The following is a 20668-nucleotide window of genomic DNA, read 5'->3' on the forward strand; positions in this document are numbered from 1 at the left end:
CGGCCCGCGCCGTGGCAGGGGCCGTCCCGGTCGGTCGTGCCGCTGTCAGCCGGCCGGCCGAGCCGTCATGAGGGACGCGGCGCCGGCACCTTGTCGCCGGGCACCTTGGGTACATGAAAGACGATCAGCCGGACCGGACGCGGAACCGGCAGCGCGCCGTGCAGATCGTCCGGTTCCAGGACCAGCAGGTCACCGGCGCGCAGCCGGATCCGGATGTCATTGACCCAGTAGTCGGCGGTGTCGAGGAAGTAGAAGATCTCGTACAGATACCGGTGGAGGTGCTTCTCCTCCGTGAAGCCGGCCGGGTGCTCGACCAGCAGAACCGCCGCCCGGTCGACCGGCACGTCCACCGGCAGGTCGAGCAGAGACAGCACGGTCCGTCCGTCCGGGCGCTGGTCCGGTGTCAGGTCCGCGGAGCGCACGACACGCATCCCATCCCCTCCTTTCCCTCGGTCATGTCAGGCCACCCGGGCGGTGGCGGTCGCGGCCGTCACGTCCTCGTACAGGCTGTTGAGGAGTTCGAGGCCGCGCGCGTAGCAGGCCAGAGCGACGGTCTCCCGCGCGTCGCGGACTATGTGGAAGGGCATGACACTGCACATGTGCGCGGCCTCCGCCAGGCGCACCTTGAGCAGCCAATGAGCGTCGTCCTGGGCCCAGTTCGTCGCCAGCAGCCAGGCGTGGACCCGTTCCCGCACGCCGCGGTAGAAAGCGACCAGGCGCGGAGAGGTGAAGGTGTAGTTGATCTCGTCGTCGCCCGCCTCGACCCGTACATGACCGTCGTGGATCAGGTCGTACAGGGAGTTGACGGAGTGCCAGATCTTGCCGAGGTCGTAGGCGACGTCATAGCCGGAGTTGCCTCTGGGATCGATCAGGAAGAACCGGTGGTTGTCCCTGTCGATCAGGATGTTGTCGAAGTGAGGGTCGCCGTGGGTGCGGACCAGACGCTCCGGCGTCAGTATCCGCAGTGCCTCCTGGTCGTTGGCCACGGCGGTGACCAGGTGCTGGACTCCGCGTAAGGAAACACCGTTCACCCGGACCGTGTCCGCGGTCCACAGCCGCCGCCGGTCGGGAAGTGCCGCCGCGGTCTCCGCGAGTCTTCGCTCGATACGGTCCAGATGGGTGCGCCGCACATAGTCGTCCGGCGCGGATCTGTGCCCGACCGGATAGAGATCGCGTCTCAGCGTGGCCAGTGTCCGGCGCGTCCAGCGCGCCGCCTCCTCCTCGTCGACCTCTCCGGCCAGGATCAGCCGCCGCAGCGTGGGCAGATGGTGGTAGGCCAGATCCATCGAGACACCGTGCGACTCGATCCGGGATTCGACGACGTCCGGGAAATGGCGGCCGGCGGTCGCTTCGAGACCGTGCAGCCAGCCGATCTCCTCGGTCAGCTTGCCGCAGCCGGCGCCCACCGCCTCCTTGCGGACCGTGCGACGTCCGGACGCGGGATGGAGCCGTATATAGGTCCGGGCATGGGAGCCACCGGCCAGCGAGCTTCCGACCACCACGTCCTTTCCATGGACGTCCCGCGTCAGAGCCGCGCACTGGACGCGGGTCCGCTGTGCCAGCCGGCTGACCACCGTCTGCCAGGGAAGCCGGAAGCCGCCCTCCTCCAGGATCGCGCACAGGGCCGCTCGGTCCCGCTCGGTCAGGAACAGCGCTCCGAGGTAGCCGAAGGCGCCGCTGGTGCCCAGCCCTTCCAGGATCAGCGCCAGCTTTCCTTCCCGGCGGGTCATGGCGTACAGCCGGTTTCCGAGGTCTTCCCGCTCGGTCACCAGGACGGTCGCCGTGCCCAGGTTCGCGAAAGCCGGCAGCACACCGGCGCGGATGTCACAGGCGCAGTCAAGAATGAGGACGCTGCCGCTGCCGTCGCGCAGTTCGCCGGTCAGCGATCGCGACCGCTCTTTCTCCTCGGCCGCCACGACATGCCGCAATACGCCGGGCCACAGAGCGGTTTCTTCGTTTTCGGCGGCCGTTTCTCCGGTGAAGACGGTGACATGGCCGAGAGTTCCGTCCAGTACGGCGTCTCGCACCCGGGAAAGCACGCCGACAGATGTATCCGGGTGCTGCGGGCACACGGTGTTGCGCACGATGATTTCCACCGGATTTCTCCTTCAGGAATGATGTGACGTGCGAGATCTGTGCCGAGGATCCGGGAAGGCCGGGACATACCGGCCGCAGCCGCCCGGAGCTCGATGGCTACCGACGCGCGCTGTCGGTCCTGCCGGCCTCGATCGACCGGAGAAAGGGACCGACGCGTTCGGAGACACCCGCGGGCGGGCGCATTCCGAGCAGTTCCAGCCGTGCCGCGCTCAGCCAGGGACGGACGGGCTTCGCGATCCCGGATGCCGGTGGCGGCGTGCGCAGCGGACGGAGCAGGGACGTCGGCAGGCCCGCCGCCGCCGCGATCCTCCGGCCCCAGGCGTACTTCGTCATCCCTTCCTGGCTGGCCATGTGAAGGATGCCCTCCAGGTCCCGGCCGATGGCGCGGTCCAGCAGCCCGGCGATGTCCCGTGTCCAGGTCGGCTGGCGCTCGAACCGATCGTCCAGTTCCACCGGGGTGTCGCGCTCCAGCGCGTGCAGAAGGGATTCGGTCCAGGTCGGCCCACGGCCCGGGACACGGCCGCCGTAGAGCACCGGAAGGCGGACGGTCAACTGGCCAGGGACGCGGGACGCGTGGATCTCACCCTGCCGTTTGGTTCGGCCATAGACCTGTAGTGGCCGGGGAGTGTGGCTCTCGGTGTATCCGTCCGGAGCGGCGCCGTCGAATACGTATTCCGTCGAGATGTACACCAGCTTCACGCCGTGGCGGATACACGCTTCGGCGACATTCCTGGTCGTCTCCGCGTTTAATCGGGCCGCTGACTCGGGGTCGCTCTCGCACGCCTGCACATCGGCGTTGGCGACACAGTGCACACAAATGTCGAGGGAGTTCTCCGCGAAGAACTGGTCGACCTGACGACGGGAAGTGGCGTCGATCCGCCGATAATCCGGATGGTGCTGGGTGTTCGACCACCCGGTCACTTCATTTCCGGCGCTCAGCGCCGTGACAATATCCGTGCCCAGCATGCCGCTTGCGCCGGTCACGAGGATTCTGCGAGGCATGTCGTTCTCTTCTCCACCCCGGGGGGCGTCGGCGGAACCGTCGGCACCGGTCACGGCCGCTGGGGCCGTCCTCGGGTGTGCGCGACGGAGCTTTAACCGTTCCGATCGGACAGCCGCGCGGCACGGAGCCGCAGCGGTTACGTGGGGATCCTGCGGAAGAGGAAGTGGCTGCCGAGGAGAGTCCCTGCGCGAGGCGGCATTGCCTCAGCGCACTCTGGGAGCGCTCCCAAATTCATGACCATGATTGCTGGCGCGTCGGGCCGCTGTCAACCATTCCCCGCGCGGCCCAGGAGCCCGGCCGCCACCTTCCGACGGCGGCGGAACGGAGTCCGGAATGCCCCGCGCGGAGCCCCGTACGAGGAGCGGCGACCGGCCTGGATGCTCCGGGACCATATCGACGGGTAGCCTCCGGCTTCATGGACACTCAGGGCGGAATCACCGTGCGGCGGGCGCTTGAGCTGCCCGGACTCCGCGGTGGCCTCCCGGAGGTCGTCGCCTGCCCGGACCGGCTGGACCGTACGGTGCGCTGGGTGCACGCGGGCGAGGTCCCGAACATCGCCTCGCTGCTCAAGGGCGGCGAGCTGCTCCTCACCACCGGTCTCGGCCTGGGCACCCGGCCCGCCGAGCAGCGGGCCTTTGTCCGCGGGCTCGCCGAGCGCGGGATCGCGGCGCTGGTGGTGGAGCTGGGGCCGCGCTTCGACCGGCTGCCGGCGACGATCGTGGAGACGGCCCGCGCGGCCGGACTGCCGCTCGTACAGCTCCACCGTGAGGTGCCCTTCGTCTCGGTGACCGAAGAGGTCCACACCGAGATCGTGAACGGCCACTACGCGCTGCTGCGGCAGGCCGAGGAGGTCCACCGGCAGTGCACGGAGGCGCTGCTGGACGGCGGAGGCGTGCCACAGGTCCTCCGGATCCTCGCGGACTTCGCGGGCAACCCGGTCTTTCTGGAGACGGCGGAGAGGCGGCTGCTGTACGCCGCGGCTTCCGGCGCCGCTCCGGCCGCCGCCGACCCGTTGCAGATCTGGGAGGGGCTGCGCGGCCGGCGGTCGGCACGGGCCCAGGAACCGCCGACGGGCACGGTGCTGGTGGATGTGCCGGGCGGCGGTCACGGTACGGGCGCGGTGCGCGCGCGGCTGGTGCTGCCCGCCGTGTCGGCGCCGCTGCTGCCGGTGCACCGGATGGCGGCCGAGCGGGCGGCGGGCATTCTCGCGGTCGTGCTGATGCAGGCCCGCCAGGAGGAAGAGCTGGCGGCGCGCGGTCGCGGCGACTTTCTGAACGATCTCGCGGCGGGCCGGATCCTCGCGGAGGACGCTCCGGCGCAGGCCAAGGTGCTGGGCTTCAAGCCCGGTGCGGGACCGCTGCTGCCGGTGGTGATGCGGCTGGCGTCGGAACTGTCGCCGTCGGGCAACTGGGCGCTGCTGGCGCGGGCCGTTCTGGAAGAGCTGTCGTCGGTGGGAGTGCCGGTGCTGCTGGGCGTACGGCCCGTGGAGGGCCGGGTGCCGCTCCTGCTCGGGCTGCGCTCGGAGTCCGAACGTACGGCGGTGGCCGACCGGGTCGCGACGGCGCTGCGGGCCGGAGTGGAGCGGGCCGGTCTGGAGCGGGCGGGCGCGCGGCCGCCGGTGGTGGTGGTCGGAGTCCCGGGCGGCTGGGCCGCGGCGAGCGCGGGGCTGCGGCACGCGGCGGAGACCGCGGCGGCGGCCCAGGGCCTGCCCGACCGGCCGTGGCACGACGCGCGGCGCCTCGATATCGACCTGCTGCTGTGGCGGCTGCGCGAGCATCCCGATCTGGCGGCCTTCGTGGACCGGGCGATCGGCCCGTTGCGCGCGCACGACCACGTGTCGAGACCGGCGCTGCTGCCGACCCTGGAGGTCTATCTGGCGCACGCGGGCCGCAAGGCCGAGACCGCGCGCGAGCTGCGTCTCAACCGCCAGACGCTTTACAACAGGCTGGCCAGGATCGCCGAACTGCTCGGCACCGACCTGGACGATCCCGAGACCGTGCTGGCGCTGAGCCTGGCCCTGAGAGCCCGCCGCCACGCGCCGTGACCTCGTCGGCCTCAGCGCGTCGGCAGCGTCAACTCGTCGTACACGGAGAGCACTTGGGCGACGGTCTCGTCCTCCGTGGGCCAGGTCGCCGCCTGCGTCCGTCCCGCCGCCACGAGTTCCCGCCGGCGCTCCGGATCTCCGAGCAGCCTCAGCACGGCTTCGGACAGGGACGCGGCGTCACCGTACGGCACGAGTTCCGCCGCGTCGCCGACCAGTTCGGGAATGCCGCCGACCGCCGTGGCGACCAGCGGGACACCGAGCCGCAGCGCCTCCTGCGCGAGGATGGAGCGAGCCTCCCAGCGGCTGGGCAGCAGCGCGAGGTCGGCGGCCGCGAGCAGCTCGGTGATGTCGTCCCGGCGGCCGATGAGCTGCACGGGCAGCTCGCCGTTCTCGATGCGGCGTTGCAGTCTGCCGCGCTCGCGGCCCTCTCCCGCGATGACAAGCAGCGGCGCGGGGTCGAGACCGCGCCAGGTCCTGGCGGCGTCCAGCAGGGTGTCGTATCCCTGGTTGGGCGCAAGGGAGCCGACGGCCATCAGTAACGGACGTCCGACGGCGCCGACTTCCGCACGGGCCTTGCTCTCCGAGGCGTCGGCCGGCCGGCGCGGAGCGGGCACCGCGACCGGCACGAGACGGGCGTCCCGCGCTCCGCTGCCACGGGCCCGGTCGACCAGCTCCGAGGACGTACCGAGCACAATGGCCGCCGCTCTGGCGGCCCTTCGCTCCAGCAGCCGCGTCAGATGAGCCCGCGGTCCCTCCTCGAACGGACGGGTGTGCCAGGTGACGACCAGCGGTACGCGCCGGCCGCCGAGCGCGATCGCGGTCCGTACCGCGGCGTGCAGCCCGTGCGCGTGCACCACGTCCGCACCGGCGCAGGCGGCGCGCAGGGCCGCGACGGCCGCCGGATCGCCGCGCCGCGGTACGGGAACGTGCTGCGCCCCGGCGCCACGGAAGTCGTACGCGCGGTCGAGTTCGGCGGGTGCGCACACCGTGACGCGCACGCCCCGGGCGGCCAGACCCGCCGCCAGCGACCGGACGTGCGCGCTGCTGCCCGCACTGCCGCCGCCCAGCACCTGGACCGTACGCAGTTGTGTCACGTGGCCAAGGCTCCTGGTTCGGGATCGGGGACTCCGTCAAGGATGCCAGTCCGTACGCACGTTCCGGCACCGCCGGTGCGTCGTTCTTGTGTCCGGTGCCTCAACTCCGCGTCCGGGATCACTCGCACGGGTGAAGGCGCGAGGCGACGGGCCCGCGCCGACCGGCCGCGCGCCGGGGCCTCCGGCCGGTGTCACGCGTCCGCGCGTGCCGTGGCCAGCAGTTCTTCCGCGTGGGCGCGGGCCGTCTCCGAGTCCTCCTGGCCGGCCAGCATCCGTGACAGCTCGCGCACCCGGTCCTCGCCCTCCAGGACCGTCACACCCGAGCGCGTCACCGAGCCGTCGTTCGTCTTCTCGACCAGTAGCTGACGGTCGGCGAAGGCCGCGACCTGAGGAAGATGGGTCACCACCACCACCTGCGCGGACTTGGCGAGCTTCGCCAGCCGGCGGCCGACCTCGACCGCGGCCTTGCCGCCGACACCCGCGTCGACCTCGTCGAAGAGATAGGTCGGCACGGGATCGGAGCCCGCGAAGACCACCTCGACGGCGAGCATCACGCGCGACAGCTCACCGCCCGAGGCGCCCTTGGCGATCGGGCGCGGCTGGGCGCCCGGATGCGGCGCCAGCAGCAGCTCGACCTCGTCCACGCCGTGCGGCCCGTACACCACGGGACGTCCGCCCACCTCGATGCCGGAGACCTCGTCGGCGGACTCGGTCTGCCGGATGTCGAACGAGACCCGCGCGTGCGGCATGGCCAGCGAGGCCAGCTCCGCCGTGACGGCCTCCGCGAACCGCGCCGCCGCTTCCGTCCTGGCGTCCGTCAACGCCTGGGCGAGCGAGGACAGTTCGGAGCGCAGGCCGTCGCGCTCGGCCGTCAGCTCGCCGATCCGGTCGTCGTCGCCCTCCAGCTCGGTGAGCCGGGCGGCGCTCTCCTCGGCCCAGGCCAGGACGGCGGTGATGTCCTCGCCGTACTTGCGCGTCAGGCCGGTGAGCGCGGCCCGGCGCTCCTCCACCGCGGCGAGCCGCCGCGGATCGGCGTCCAGATTGTCCGCGTATCCGGCGAGCTCACCCGCCACATCCGCCAGCAGGATGGAGATCTCTCCCATCCGGTCGGCGAGCCCGGCGAGCGCGGCGTCGTGGGACCGTACGGCCTCCAGCGCCCGTCCGGCGCCCGCGACGAGCGTCGTCGCGTCGACGCCCTCCGGGTCCTCCGGATTACCGGCGAGCGCCGCGTGAGCGATGGCCGCCGCGGAGGCCAGCGCCTCCGCGTGACCAAGCCGCTCGGCCTCCGCGGCGAGCTCGGTGTCCTCTCCCGCCCGAGGCTCCACACCGGCGATCTCGTTCAGCCCGAAGCGCAGCAGATCGGCCTCCTGCGCACGCTCCCGGGCCCGGGTGGTCAGCTCCTCCAGCTCCGTGGCCACGGCCCGCAGCCTGCGGTAGGCCGCCGCGTAGGTGGTGTGGGGCCCGGCGACCGCGTCGCCCGCGTACCGGTCCAGGGCCTGACGCTGCCGCGCGGGCCGCAGCAGGCCCTGCTGGTCGGTCTGGCCGTGTACGGCGACGAGGTCGTCCGCCAGCTCGGTCAGCACAGCCACCGGCACGGACCGCCCGCCGAGATGCGCGCGCGAGCGCCCCTCGGCCGAGACGGTCCTGCTGATGAGCAGTGTGCCGTCGTCCAGCTCCGCGCCGGCCTCCTCCGCGCGTACGGCCGCGGACGAGCCGGCGGTCATGGTGAGCCGTCCCTCCACGACCGCCGCCTTGGCGCCGATCCGCACCAGCGCGGGATCGGCGCGCCCGCCGAGCAGCAGCGCCAGGCTGGTGACGACCATGGTCTTGCCCGCGCCCGTCTCACCGGTCACCGCGGTGAAACCGGGCGACAGCTCGACCACCGCGTCGTCGATGACTCCGAGCGACCGTATCCGCATCTCCTCCAACACGGTCATGACCATACGAGGTCCTGGCCCCGCCGTGCGACGGACCCCACCCCCGGTTCGCCCGACCGGGCAGTGTTCGCCGCTTCCGGCCGGGCCGCCGCCATGGATTCCGTACGCGCGCGATCGGCCCGGAAGCGCGCCTCGCTCAGTGCGGCGCACCTCGCCAGCCGGAGACCGGCAGCGCGAACTTGGCCACCAGCCGGTCGGTGAACGACGCGTGATGCAGCCGGGCGAGCCGCACGGGGACGGCTCCGCGCCGTACCTCGACCCGCGCTCCGGGCGGCAGCTCGACGGTCCTGCGCCCGTCGCACCACAGGACGCCGTTCGGAGTGTGCGCCTGCACCTCCACCGCGAGCACCGTGGTCGGCGAGGTCACCAGCGGTTTCGCGAAGAGCGCGTGCGCGCTGATCGGCACCATCAGCAGCGCCTCGACCTCCGGCCAGACGACCGGTCCGCCGGCCGAGAAGGCATATGCCGTCGACCCGGTGGGAGTGGCGCAGACGATCCCGTCACAGCCGAAACCGGTCACCGGCCGGCCGTCGATCTCCAGAACGACTTCGAGCATCCGCTCGGGCGAGACCTTCTGCACGGCCGCCTCGTTGAGCGCCCAGTCCTCGTGGACGACATCGCCGTTGCTGTGCACGACGACATCGATGGTCATCCGCTCCTCAACCTCATACGCACGGGTGACCACCCGGTTGACGACCTTGTCCAGATCGTCGCGCTCCGCCTCGGCGAGGAAGCCGACCCTGCCGAGGTTGACACCGAGCATGGGAACGCCCGAGGCCCGCGCGAACGCGGCACCGCGCAGCAGCGTCCCGTCCCCGCCGAGCACGATCAGCAGTTCGCAGCCGTCGAGCACGTCGTCGGTGCCCTCCGGGACCGTCTCGACGGCCGGCGGCAGCGGCAGATCGACCGCCTCGGCGGCCAGGACCCGCACACCGATGCCGTTGCGCAGCAGTCCGTTCACAACAAGTTCGGCGCTTCTGATCGCCGCGGGTCTGCCGGTGTGAGCCAGCAGGAATACGGTGCGTTCTGCGTTCGTGGTCAACGGGGTCCCTCCGCCACTGCACGGTCGACATCCGCCGGATCGAGTTGGGGCGCTCCGGCTCGGAGCCACAGAAAGTACTCGACGTTTCCGGAGGGGCCGGGCAGTGGGCTGGCCGTGACGCCCCGTACTCCGAGCCCGAGTTCGGCCGCCCGCCGCGCCACGGCCCGGACAGTCTCCGCGCGCAGCTCGGGACTGCGTACGACGCCTCCGCTGCCCAGCCGCTCCTTGCCCACCTCGAACTGCGGTTTGACCATCAGTACAAGATCGGCGTCCGGAGCCGCGCAGCCCACCAGCGCGGGCAGCACCAGACCCAGCGGAATGAACGACAGATCGCCGACGATCAGATCCACCGGTTCTCCGCCGATCGCGTCGAGCGTCAACTCACGTACGTTGGTGCGGTCCTTGACGACGACGCGCTCATCGCTCCGCAGCGACCAGGCGAGTTGTCCGTAACCGACGTCCACGGCGATCACACGGCCGGCGCCGGACCGCAGCAGGACATCCGTGAAGCCACCGGTGGACGCGCCCGCGTCGAGCGCCCGCCGGCCCCGGACCTCCAGTCCGAGCGGCGTGAAGGCCGCCAGCGCGCCCGCGAGTTTGTGTCCGCCGCGCGACACGTAGTCGGGGTCGCCGTCGTCCTCGGTGACGACGACGGCCGCACTGGTCTCGACCTGCGTGGCGGGCTTGGTCGCGGTGGCGCCGCCGACGGTCACCCGGCCTGCGGCGATGAGCTGGCTCGCGTGCTCTCGCGAGCGTGCGAGATTACGGCGTACCAGCTCGGCATCGAGACGGCGGCGTGCCAGTCCTGCCACGTTCGGTTCAGCTCCTGTGGTCGTGCGCGAGAAAGGTCACGGGGCGCCGGATGGCCCTGAGGCCGCTGTGGTCCCCGGGCCACCGTGTCATCCCAGAGGCCCGTGCGGTCCCTGGGATGCTGGACGTGCGTCGAGCGCGGTCAGCGCGTCGCGCAGTCCCCGGTGTACATCCTCGTACACCTCGGCATGGCCGTCGGCGGGGAGGTGGTCGGCGTCGGCGAGACGGGCCAGCCGCTCGTCCACGCCGGCGTCGCCGGTCGGTACGCGTTCCACACCGAGCGGCCGTGGCGCCGCCGGTTCGTACACGGGGATGTCCGCCGCTCCGGGCTCCCGCTCGGCCGGGCCCGCCATCGAGTCGCTCATGCCCAGACGCTACCCCGAAGCGCTGCGGTACCGTCGGTCGCGATGGCGACGAAGGAGGAGTGCCGCGGCGCACTCGACAAGCTCTCGGAGAATCTGGCCCGGGCGGACGGCAAGGTCCGCACAGCGGCCGGCTTCGACCGCTCGTTGAGCTGCCACATCACGGATCTGGACATCACCTTCGCCGGCCGTCTGACGGGCGGCCGGATCGTGGTGGCCGGCACCTTGGACGGCCCGCCGCGCGGAAAGGCGCAGATCGCACTGGCCATGGCGGGCGACGACCTGGTCACGCTGGTCGGCGGCGAGCTGAATTTCGCCCGCGCCTGGGCCTCGGGACGGATCAGGCTGGACGCGAGCTTTCTCGATCTGCTGCGCCTGAGGGCTCTGCTCTAAGGGCTGTCCGGTCACGATGCCGGTCGGGCCGGCTGCCTGTCGTAAGCCGGCCGCATCAGGGGGCGGGACGAAGTAGGGGCCGCTGGTGTCGAAGTCCGACCGGTCGCGGGCAACGAACTGCTCGACCGAAAGCGGATCACGTCCACCGACCTTCCTGACGATGTCGTTCGTGCCGGCGAAGACGCCGTTCTGGTAGTCGACGGCGACGTTGCCGAGGTGCTGGACGAGGTGTTCGGGCAGCCCGCGCCTGAGCATGGCCGAGGCGAACTCCTCGACGGCGATCGGCTCGTAGTGCACCCGGTGGCCGAGCACACCGGCCATGGCATTGGCGATGTCATAGTGGTTCCGCTCGACCGGGCCGTGCAGGGTATGGACCGCGCGGTCGTGCGGTTCGGGGTCAGCCAGCACCGCGGCGATCACCCGGGACTGGTCGGCCGAGGCGATCGGGGCGTGCCGCCCTTCGCCGAACGGGAGCCGCAGGAATCCTTCGCCGCCCCGCACCTCCCACCACACCTTCAGCCACTCGGCGAAGAAGGTCGGCCGCAGGTGGGTGGTCACCAGGTCGGTCCGGTCCAGCAGACGCTCGCACAGCCAGTGCTGCCGGGCGGCGTTGCTGACGGCCTCGCGGCGGGCGGAGATCTGCGACATGTTGACCACGGACCGGACACCCGCCTCGGTCGCCGCCTGGGCGAAGATGACGGTCGACTCCACCAGGCCCGGCAGGATCGGATAGCAGAAATAGGCACCGGCAACGCCCTGCACGGCCGCGCTCACACCATCCAGGTCATGGAAGTCGGCCACGACGACCTCAGCGCCGGCCTCGGCCAGCGCCCGGGAGCGTTCGTCCTCCCGGTGGACCATCGCCCGGACGCGGTGACCGCGCTCCAGCAGCAGTTGGATCGCGCCGCTCCCGGTCTTGCCGGTCGCGCCCGTGATCAGGAACAGCCTGTCGTCGTGGGCCATCTCCATATCTCTCAGTTTCTCCGATCGAGAAAACGCTTTACGCCCCATCACGGATTACGCCCCATCACGGACGACATGTATGGGACGTCCCGACAACGCGGCGAGGCGCCGTAACCGTCGTCGCGTGCCCGCCGGGGATTACGGGACGACCCTCAGGCGCCTGGCGCATACCCCATACAGCACGCAACGCTCTGGACCGCGTTCACGCCCGTCACACCAAGAAGCCGACTGACAGTGGACCTCTCCAGTCGCAGCACATCACCGAGCTTTGACGGCGCACAGGGACCGACCTTGCCCAGAGCGGCCAAGAGGTTGACCTGGGCAATGGTCACACCATGACCGTCGAGGGCACCGCCGTAAAGACTCGTGAGCGTCCGGCCGATCAGCCGGACGCGCGCCCCAGACAGTCACCGACTATCTCGGCTATGGACGATGTACTCACACTTGTAGTGTTGTAACGCGCATCAAGATGAGACAAGCCCGCTCAGGCGGCCGAACAGCCTCCGGCGAGAGACCCTCGACATCCTCGCTGTGGCGGCGCCTATGACGTCTCGGTGGACACGGCGGCCGTCCGCCGTGTGCGGCGGCCCGCCGGGACCACCAGGGGCGTGCCGGTCTCCGGGTCCTCGATGACCTGACAGCGCAGACCGAACACCCGTTCCACCAGTTCGGCCGTGACCACGTCCGCCGGCGCTCCCTCCGCCACGATCCGCCCTTCACGCATGGCGATGAGGTGCGTGGCGTAACGGGCCGCGTGGTTGAGGTCGTGCAGGACGGCCACGAGCGTACGGCCCTCCGTCTCGTGCAGCTCGGCGCAGAGGTCCAGCACCTCGATCTGATGCTGGATGTCGAGGAAGGTGGTCGGCTCGTCGAGCAGCAGCAGCGGGGTCTGCTGGGCCAGGGCCATGGCGATCCACACGCGCTGGCGCTGACCGCCGGACAATTCGTCGACATAGCGATCGGCCAGCTCACCGACTCCGGTGGCCGCCATCGCTTCCTCGACCGTCCGTTCGTCCTCCGGCGACCACTGGCGCAGCAGCCCCTGGTGCGGATAGCGTCCGCGCGCCACCAGGTCGGCGACCGTGATGCCGTCGGGCGCGATGGACGACTGCGGCAGCAGACCGAGCGTCCTGGCGACCTTCTTGGCGGGCATCGAGTGGATGGCCGTGCCGTCCAGCAGGACCCGGCCCTCGGTGGGCCTGAGCATCCGGGAGAGCGCCCGCAGCAATGTCGATTTGCCGCAGGCGTTCGGGCCGACGATCACCGTGAAGGAACGGTCGGGTATCTCCACCGACAGTTCGCGGGCGATGATCCGCTGGTCATAGCCGAGGGTCACCGATTCCGCGGTGAGGCGCTGCATGGTCGTACTCCTGATGTCCACGGGGTTCATAAATGTCCGTTCACGCACGCGTTCGGATGTGTCGCGCCCTCATATGCGCCCTGCCTTGCGTTCGCCGACCAGCAGCCAGAGCAGATAGCAGCCGCCGAGGACACCGGTCACCACACCGACGGGCAACTCCCGGTCGCCGAAGGCCGAGGTGGCGATCCAGTCCGCGACCAGCAGCAGCACCGCGCCCATGACGGCCGCGGGACCGAGGTGGGGACCGGGCGAGCGGGTCAGCCTGCGGGCGAGCTGGGAGGCGCTCAGCGCCACAAAGGAGATGGGGCCGGCGGCGGCGGTCGCGACGGCGACGAGCAGCACGGCCGAGGCCATCAGGACCACTCTGGTCCGCTCGACCCGCACTCCGAGCGCGTACGCCGCGTCGTCGCCCATCTCCAGCATGCGCAGGGGCCGTCCATAACCGAGGATCAGCGGTACGAGCACGGCGCAGACCGCCAGCAGCGGCCAGACCTGGGCCCAGTCGCGGCCGTCGAGCGAGCCGGTCATCCAGAGCACGGCACGGGTCGCGTCGATCAGATCGGCCTTGGTGACCAGATAGTGGCTGGCGGCGGTGAGCATCGCGGCCACGCCGATACCGACGAGCACCAGCCGGTATCCCTGCACTCCGCGCCGCCAGGCCAGCAGATAGACGCCGACGCCGGTCACCGTACCGCCGACGACCGCACCGCCGGCGACAGCGACCGCACCGCCGTGAAAGAGGACGATCACAGTCAGCGCGCCGACGGTCGCGCCCTGACCGAAGCCGATCACATCGGGACTGCCGAGTGGATTGCGGGTGATGGACTGGAAGACCGCGCCGCCGAGGCCGAGGGCCGCGCCGACGAGCAGTCCGACCAGGACCCGCGGCAGCCGCAGCTCCCGGACGATGAACTCCTGGCCGGACGTACCGTTTCCGGTCAGAGCCGCGACCACATCGCCGGGAGAGACCGGATAGTCGCCGCTGCCGATGAGTACGACTCCGGCCGCCAGCGCGGCGACCGCGAGCAGCAGAACCACCAGTGCGGAGCGGTTGTCGACCCGTACGGAGAGCCCGCCGGGCAGACGGATCGCCCGGATCACGCGGCGCTCCGGCGCCTTCTCGCGGGAGAACACGGTCATAGCTGGGCCATCCTCTTGCGGCGTACGAGCTGGATGAAGACGGGCCCGCCGATCAGCGCGGTGACGATGCCGACCTGAATCTCGGACGGCCTGGCGATGACCCGGCCGACCACATCCGCGCCCAGCAGCAGTACCGGCGAGAGCACCGCCGCGTACGGCAGGATCCACCGGAGGTCGGGGCCCGTGATGCCACGCACCAGATGAGGCACCATCAGCCCGACGAAGACGATCGGCCCGCACGCCGCCGTCGCGGCGCCGCACAGCAAGGTCACGGAGAGCATCGCGAGGACGCGGGTACGGGTGAGATGCGCGCCCAGCGCGCGAGCGGTCTCGTCACCCAGTTCCATGGCGTTCAGCGGACGGGCGATCAGCAGCGCCAGCAGTACGCCCGCGGCGATGAACGGCCATACCTTGCCGACGGTCGACATCTCGGCCGAGGCGAGCGAACCGACGGTCCAGAAGCGCAGGCGGTCGAGGGCCGCGGAGTCCAGTAGCTGAACGGCGTTGACATAGCCGAACAGCGCGGCGCTCGCCGCCGTACCCGCGAGCGCCAGCCGTACGGGCGTGGCGCCCCGGCTGCCGCCCAGGACATATACGACGGCCGAGACGACCGCCGCGCCGAGGAAGGCGAACCACACATAACCGGTGAGCGAGGTGACGCCGAGAAAGCTGATGGCCGAGACGACGGCGGCCGCGGCTCCGGCGTTCACACCGAGCAGCCCGGGCTCCGCGAGCGGATTACGGGTGAGCGCCTGCATCACGGCGCCGGCCAGCCCGAGTGCGGTCCCGACGAGCAGTCCGAGGACCGTCCGCGGCAGCCGGACATCGGCGACGATCACATCACTGGCGGTGCCGGTGTCATGGAACAGTCCGTGCCACACGTCGCCGAGCGGCAGCGGCTTGGCACCGACCGCGATGCTGGCGGCACAGACCAGCAGCAGGATGCCGAAAGAGAGCAGCAGCCCCGCGGCGCGCGACGAGCGGTTTCTGCGGGCGGCGGCGGGAGGAATCGGCTCCGCGCGCTGTTCTGGAGGACTGTCGACCAACACGAGGTTAGGTTAGCCTACCCTCGCAATGGCCTCGCCGGAGGCAGCCGGCGGCCTTCGGACCGCCCGCCAAGGCGGCGGCTCCCGCACGGCGAGAGCACGCCACCCCAGGCCCTGTCTGACACATCCCGCCTGACCCACGACGGCCGGACAGGGCCAAGGCCGTTCCCGGCGGACTACAGTCCGAGCTTCGCCAGCGCCTTACCGGCCTCCAGCTCGCAGGAACCGTCGCCCGCGTCCGTCCAGGCCGCCGCACACAACGCACGCAGCCCGTCCAGCGCCGCACCGTCTCCGTCGAGCGCCAACACGCCGCCCTGGACGGAAGCCGTCCATCCGCCGCAGCCGAACGCACCGTCCGCCTCGGTCACTTCGGGCTGTCCGGTCAGCAGTCCGCGCAGATCAGCGTCCACATATGTCGGCCGGTGCCGTGGCGCGGCGGCCAGAAGCCGCGCCGCGTCCGTCACTCCCGTCAGCACGAGCAGCGAGTCCACACCGCCGGCGAACGCTCCCTCGATATCCGTGTCCAGCCGGTCTCCCACGACGAGCGGCCGCTTCGCTCCGGTCCGCAGGACCGTCTCCCGGTGCATCGGCGGCAGCGGCTTCCCGGCCACCTGCGGCTCGGCGCCCGTCGCGATCCGTACGACCTCGACCGCCGCGCCATTGCCCGGCATGATCCCGCGCGCGCTCGGAATCGTCAGATCCGTGTTGGACGCGAACCACGGCACACCACGGGAGATCGCGACACAGGCCTCCGCGAACCGGCCCCAGGTGAGGTCGGGCCCGCCGTATCCCTGCGCCACGGCGGCCGGATCCTCGTCGGCGGACTCCACCGGTTCGAGACCGCGTTCGCGCAGCGCCACCCGCAGTCCCTCCCCGCCGATCACCAACACCCGCGCTCCCTCCGGGACCTGCTCGGCGATCAGCCGGGCCACCGCCTGAGCCGAGGTGATCACATCGGCGGCATCGGCCGGCACGCCCAGCTCCGTGAGATGCTCCGCGACGGCCTCCGGCGTGCGCAGCGCGTTGTTGGTGACATACGCGAGACGCATCCCGGCGTCCCTGGCCGTACCGAGGGAGTCAACCGCGTGCGCGATGGCCTCGCCGCCCGCGTACACCACTCCGTCGAGATCGAGCAGAGCCGTGTCGTACGTCTCGTTCAGCGCCGTCGCACTGCCGCTCGGCCTGGTCCTGCTCTGCTCGCTCATCCGTCTTCCGCTCCTCGCTCGTGGCCTCTCCCCCGATCATCGCTCATCGCCGCTGACACATACGATGCACAGATGAACACAACGGGTCCTGCGGGCAAGGGGCTGCGACTTAATCCGTTCCGTGGACTCCGCTATGTCCCCGAGCGGGTCGGCAGCCTCGCCGCGGTGACCTCGCCGCCGTACGACGTGGTCGTCAGGCCCGACGGCCTGCATCATCTTGAGTCGGCCGATCCGCACAACATCGTCCGGCTGATCCTTCCGCAGGCCGCCACACCCGGCGACCGCCACCGGCAGGCGGCGTCGACACTGAGCCGCTGGCTGTCCGAAGGCGTCCTCGCGGCCGATCCCGAGCCCGCGCTCTATGTGTACGAGCAGCGCGACGGCGACATGCTCCAGCGCGGAGTCATCGGCGCCCTGGCGCTCTCCGCGCCCGCCGACGGAATCGTGCTGCCTCATGAGGATGTGATGCCGGACGTCGTGGAGGACCGTGCGGCGCTGATGCGGGCGACCGCCGCGAATCTGGAACCGCTGCTGCTGACCTATCGCGGCGAGGGCGACGCGACCGTCGACGCCGGTACGCCCGGCGGCAGCGGCGCGGACGTCACGTCCGGTACGGCCGCTGTCATCGCACGCACCATCGGCCGCGATCCGCTTCTCGCCACCACCACGGAGGACGGCTTCCGTCACCGGCTGTGGTCGGTGACGGATCCCGCCGACCTCGCGGAGATCGCCGACGACCTCTCCCACCACCAGGCGCTGATCGCGGACGGCCATCACCGCTGGGCGACATATCTCCGGCTGCGCGACGAGCATCCGGCCACCGGACCATGGGGCTACGGCCTGGTCCTGCTGGTCGACACGGTGCGCCATCCACTCCGGGTCCGCGCCATCCACCGGCTGCTCCACGGGTTGCCCGTCGACCGCGCCGTGGCGGCGCTCTCGGGCTCCTTCCGGGTCCGTACGATCGACGGCCCGTTGTCCGAGGCGCTCGACGCCCTGGCCGACGCCGCCGCCTCGGGCAACGCGTTCCTGCTCGCCGGAGACGGCCGATTCCATCTGGTCGACCGTCCGGACGAGGACCTGCTGGCGCGTACGGTCCGCGCCGACCGGCCGGCCGCCTGGCGCGAGCTGGACGCGACGGTCCTTCACTCCACGCTGCTGGACCATGTCTGGCGGATCCCGGACGCCCCGGAGCACATCGCGTACATCCATGACACGGAGGCCGCCGTCGACCAGGCGGAACGCCACGGCGGCACCGCGGTCCTGCTGCATCCGGTACGCGAGGAAGTCGTGCTCGACCTGGCCCGCCAAGGCGTCACCATGCCGCGCAAGTCCACATCCTTCGGTCCCAAGCCGGCGACGGGACTGGTGCTGCGGAGCCTCACCGTCGACTGAGACAAAAAACGCGAGTGGGCGGCACCCCGGCCGGGGTGCCGCCCACTCGCGTCATCACTCAGTGCTTGTCGCGCTCAGCGCCCTCGACGTCGACGGCGACGTGGCCGTCTTCGTCTTCGTCGATGTCATCGTCAATCTCAATGTCATCATCGGCGTCCTCGTCGATCTCGTCATCGGCATCGATCTCATCGTCGATGTCGGGGACTTCCCGCGGCTCCGCGTCTGTCGGCCGCACGTCGCTCAGGATCGCGGCCGCGGCATCGGTCTCTGCCTCGGCATCGTCGTCATCGTCATCGTCATCGGCGTCGTCTTCGATCATGGCGTCGACGAACTCGATCCCGTCCAGCTCGGCAAGACGGTCCGAGGCATCCGTGGCCCCGTCCTTGTCCGACTCGATCGCCTTGGCGAACCACTCCCGCGCCTCGTCGTCACGGCCGGCCGAGAGCAGTGCATCGGCATACGCGTAGCGCAGCCGAGCCGTCCACGGCTGTACCGAGTTCGACGCCAGCTCAGGGCTCTGAAGGGTCACGATGGCCGCGTCGAGCTGCCCCATGTCCCTGCGCGCACCGGCCGCGACCAGCCGCATCTCGACCTGCCCGGCCTTGTCGAGCTTCTGCACCTCGGGCTCGCCGGCCATCGCCATCGCGCGTTCCGGACGGCCGAGGCCGCGCTCGCAGTCCGCCATGACGGGCCACAGATCGACGTTCCCGGTCATCCGGCGCGCCGCCCGGAACTCGGCCAGGGCCTCCGCGTACTTCTGCGTGGCGTACGCGGCGAAGCCCGCGGCCTCGCGTACGGCGGCGACCCGGGAGGCGAGCCGCAGTGCCACGCGCGAGTACGCGTAAGCCCGCTCCGGGTCCTCGTCGATCAGCTTGGCGACCATGACGAGGTTCCTCGCGACATCCTCGGCGAGGGTCTTGGGCAGGCTCATCAGCTCCTGCCGAACGCTCCTGTCGATTTCGTCGCCCGTGACCTCGTCCGGGATCGGCAGCCGCTTGATCGGCTCCCGGTCACGGTCCCGGTCGTCACGACGTTCGTAGCCGCCGCCTCGGTTGTCGTCGCGACCGCGGTATCCACCACGGTCACGGTCGTCACGACGGCCGTAGCCGCCGCCACCGCCGCCGCTGGGACGGCCACCGCGGTCGTCACGGCGTCCGTAGCCGCCACCGCTGGGACGGCCGCCACGGTCGTCGTCACGGCGAGGCCCGCTCGGACGGTCGTCACGACGCCCGTAACCACCGCCACCAGCCGGCCGACCGCCGCGGTCGTCGTCACGGCGGGGGCCACTGGGCCGGTCGTCACGGCGCGGGCCGCCGCTGGGACGGTCGTCGCGACGGAAAGCGGGCCGGTCATCACGACGGTCATCGCGACGGAACCCACCACGGTCATCATCACGACGCGGACCACCACTCGGCCGGTCATCACGACGGCCGAAGCCACCGCCACGGTTGTCGTCACGGCGGTTGTCGTCACGGCGGAACCCGCCGCGGTCCGTGTCGCGCCGAGGACCACTCGGCCGGTCGTCACGGCGCGGGCCGCCGAAGCGGTCATCGTCACGGCGCGGACCACTGGGACGGTCGTCACGGCGCGGACCGCTCGGCCGGTCATCACGGCGGGGGCCGCTGGGACGGTCGTCACGGCGCGGGCCACTGCTGGGACGGTCGTCGCGACGGAAAGCGGGCCGGTCATCACGACGGTCATCGCGACGGAACCCACCACGGTCATCATCACGACGCGGACCACCACTCGGCCGGTCATCACGACGGCCATACCCGCCGCCACCGGACGGCCGACCACCACGATCATCCCGCCGGCCGAAACCACCACCGCCGGAAACGGGACGACCACCACGGTCGTCATCACGACGGGGGCCACTGGGACGGTCGTCGCGACGCGGGCCACTGCTGGGACGGTCGTCGCGACGGAAAGCGGGCCGGTCATCACGACGGTCATCGCGACGGAACCCACCACGGTCATCATCACGACGCGGACCACCACTCGGCCGGTCATCACGACGGCCATACCCGCCGCCACCGGACGGCCGACCACCACGATCATCCCGCCGAGCGAAACCACCACCGCCGGAAACGGGACGACCACCACGGTCGTCATCACGACGCGGACCACTGGGACGGTCGTCACGCGAACCGCGGAACCCGCCGCCGCGATTGTCGTCACGGCGGTTGTTGTCATCACGACGGAAACCACCACGGTCCCGATCATCGCGTCGCGGTCCGCGATCGCGATCGTCACGACCTCCGCGGAAGCCGCCCCGGTCGCCGCTGTCCCTGGGGCGCTGATCGCGCTCGGGACGGTCGTCGGAGGAATTGGGGGACATCGGTAGAGCTCCTGTCTTCGGGTACCGCAGTCATTCTCGCGCAGTGGGCCTGCCGATGCGCATCGGCTAATGAGAGGCAAAACAAAAAAGGACCCGTGGTCCAGCATGAACGCTGGACCACGGGTCCTTGAAAGATTGTTCGGCGGCGTCCTACTCTCCCACAGGGTCCCCCCTGCAGTACCATCGGCGCTGAAAGGCTTAGCTTCCGGGTTCGGAATGTAACCGGGCGTTTCCCTCACGCTATGACCACCGAAACCCTATCGGGCTCTAGCGAACAAGCACACTCTTCAATTGAGTACATACTGGTTCAACCGGTGCGACTGTTCGCAACCCGGGAACCACACAGTGGACGCGAGCAACTGAGGACAAGCCCTCGGCCTATTAGTACCAGTCAGCTTCAACCGTTACCGGTCTTCCACATCTGGCCTATCAACCCAGT

Annotated in this window: 18 protein-coding genes, 2 rRNA genes and 1 pseudogene; 3 read left to right on the plus strand and 18 right to left on the minus strand. The window is 70.7% G+C overall.

Features of this window, described 5'->3' with window-relative positions; all coding sequences use genetic code 11:
• Positions 1–65 precede the first annotated feature (65 nt).
• The 3 genes from PV679_RS08365 to PV679_RS08375 form a co-directional block, all read right to left on the minus strand.
• Positions 66–431 (minus strand): hypothetical protein, encoded by a 366-nt coding sequence (locus tag PV679_RS08365; RefSeq protein ID WP_319679429.1) that lies wholly within the window; start codon positions 429–431, stop codon positions 66–68.
• Between the two features lie 27 nt (positions 432–458).
• Positions 459–2096, minus strand: a complete 1638-nt coding sequence (locus PV679_RS08370; protein WP_319679430.1) for a phosphotransferase — start codon at positions 2094–2096, stop codon at positions 459–461.
• Between the two features lie 97 nt (positions 2097–2193).
• Positions 2194–3099 (minus strand): SDR family oxidoreductase, encoded by a 906-nt coding sequence (locus PV679_RS08375; protein WP_319679431.1) that lies wholly within the window; start codon positions 3097–3099, stop codon positions 2194–2196.
• 416 nt (positions 3100–3515) lie between these two features.
• Here PV679_RS08375 and PV679_RS08380 point away from each other — a divergent pair, with 416 nt between their 5' ends.
• On the plus strand, positions 3516–5144 hold the full coding sequence (locus PV679_RS08380; RefSeq protein WP_319679432.1) for a PucR family transcriptional regulator: 1629 nt from the start codon (positions 3516–3518) through the stop codon (positions 5142–5144).
• A gap of 11 nt (positions 5145–5155) precedes the next feature.
• Here the strand turns inward: PV679_RS08380 and PV679_RS08385 are convergent, their stop codons facing one another.
• The 5 genes from PV679_RS08385 to PV679_RS08405 form a co-directional block, all read right to left on the minus strand.
• Positions 5156–6238 (minus strand): glycosyltransferase family 4 protein, encoded by a 1083-nt coding sequence (locus PV679_RS08385; protein WP_319679433.1) that lies wholly within the window; start codon positions 6236–6238, stop codon positions 5156–5158.
• Between the two features lie 191 nt (positions 6239–6429).
• On the minus strand, positions 6430–8175 hold the full coding sequence (gene recN, locus PV679_RS08390; protein WP_319679434.1) for a DNA repair protein RecN: 1746 nt from the start codon (positions 8173–8175) through the stop codon (positions 6430–6432).
• Between the two features lie 136 nt (positions 8176–8311).
• A complete protein-coding gene (locus PV679_RS08395; RefSeq protein ID WP_319679435.1) occupies positions 8312–9217 on the minus strand; it encodes an NAD kinase in 906 nt (301 codons plus the stop codon).
• Positions 9214–10029: a TlyA family RNA methyltransferase gene (locus tag PV679_RS08400; RefSeq protein ID WP_319679436.1), complete on the minus strand. Its 816-nt coding sequence runs from the start codon at positions 10027–10029 to the stop codon at positions 9214–9216. The genes PV679_RS08395 and PV679_RS08400 overlap by 4 nt, the downstream gene beginning before the upstream one ends.
• 87 nt (positions 10030–10116) lie before the next feature.
• Positions 10117–10392, minus strand: a complete 276-nt coding sequence (locus PV679_RS08405) for a hypothetical protein (protein WP_319679437.1) — start codon at positions 10390–10392, stop codon at positions 10117–10119.
• A 42-nt stretch (positions 10393–10434) separates the two neighbouring features.
• Here PV679_RS08405 and PV679_RS08410 point away from each other — a divergent pair, with 42 nt between their 5' ends.
• On the plus strand, positions 10435–10782 hold the full coding sequence (locus PV679_RS08410; protein ID WP_319679462.1) for a sterol-binding protein: 348 nt from the start codon (positions 10435–10437) through the stop codon (positions 10780–10782).
• A gap of 297 nt (positions 10783–11079) precedes the next feature.
• Here PV679_RS08410 and PV679_RS08415 read toward each other — a convergent pair.
• The 6 genes and pseudogenes from PV679_RS08415 to PV679_RS08435 all read right to left on the minus strand — a co-directional run.
• Positions 11080–11793: pseudogene (locus PV679_RS08415) on the minus strand (NAD(P)H-binding protein); the annotation flags it as partial.
• A 104-nt stretch (positions 11794–11897) separates the two neighbouring features.
• The gene (locus PV679_RS36165) at positions 11898–12077 is read right to left on the minus strand and encodes a hypothetical protein (protein ID WP_416069669.1); all 180 of its coding nucleotides are present in this window, start codon (positions 12075–12077) and stop codon (positions 11898–11900) included.
• Positions 12078–12286: 209 nt separating this feature from the next.
• The gene (locus PV679_RS08420; RefSeq protein ID WP_319679438.1) at positions 12287–13105 is read right to left on the minus strand and encodes an ABC transporter ATP-binding protein; all 819 of its coding nucleotides are present in this window, start codon (positions 13103–13105) and stop codon (positions 12287–12289) included.
• A 69-nt stretch (positions 13106–13174) separates the two neighbouring features.
• Positions 13175–14245 (minus strand): FecCD family ABC transporter permease, encoded by a 1071-nt coding sequence (locus PV679_RS08425; protein ID WP_319679439.1) that lies wholly within the window; start codon positions 14243–14245, stop codon positions 13175–13177.
• Complete coding sequence (locus PV679_RS08430; RefSeq protein ID WP_416069670.1) at positions 14242–15207, minus strand: FecCD family ABC transporter permease; 966 nt, start codon at positions 15205–15207, stop codon at positions 14242–14244. The genes PV679_RS08425 and PV679_RS08430 overlap by 4 nt, the downstream gene beginning before the upstream one ends.
• A gap of 260 nt (positions 15208–15467) precedes the next feature.
• Positions 15468–16496, minus strand: a complete 1029-nt coding sequence (locus PV679_RS08435) for an HAD-IIA family hydrolase (protein ID WP_319679440.1) — start codon at positions 16494–16496, stop codon at positions 15468–15470.
• Between the two features lie 72 nt (positions 16497–16568).
• Here PV679_RS08435 and PV679_RS08440 point away from each other — a divergent pair, with 72 nt between their 5' ends.
• Entirely contained in the window at positions 16569–17891 is a 1323-nt protein-coding gene (locus tag PV679_RS08440; protein ID WP_319679441.1) for a DUF1015 domain-containing protein, read from the plus strand.
• Between the two features lie 58 nt (positions 17892–17949).
• Here the strand turns inward: PV679_RS08440 and PV679_RS08445 are convergent, their stop codons facing one another.
• From PV679_RS08445 to PV679_RS08460, 4 genes are all read right to left on the minus strand, one after another.
• Positions 17950–18822 carry a tetratricopeptide repeat protein gene (locus PV679_RS08445; RefSeq protein WP_319679442.1) on the minus strand — a complete coding sequence of 291 codons (873 nt, stop codon included), beginning with the start codon at positions 18820–18822 and terminating at the stop codon, positions 17950–17952.
• Complete coding sequence (locus PV679_RS08450) at positions 18822–20144, minus strand: hypothetical protein (protein ID WP_319679443.1); 1323 nt, start codon at positions 20142–20144, stop codon at positions 18822–18824. The genes PV679_RS08445 and PV679_RS08450 overlap by 1 nt, the downstream gene beginning before the upstream one ends.
• 222 nt (positions 20145–20366) lie before the next feature.
• Positions 20367–20483, minus strand: a 5S ribosomal RNA gene (gene rrf, locus PV679_RS08455).
• 107 nt (positions 20484–20590) lie between these two features.
• Positions 20591–20668 (minus strand): 23S ribosomal RNA (locus PV679_RS08460); the annotation flags it as partial.

The sequence above is a fragment of the Streptomyces sp. AK02-01A genome (assembly GCF_033795305.1).
In the GTDB taxonomy this organism is placed as follows: domain Bacteria; phylum Actinomycetota; class Actinomycetes; order Streptomycetales; family Streptomycetaceae; genus Streptomyces.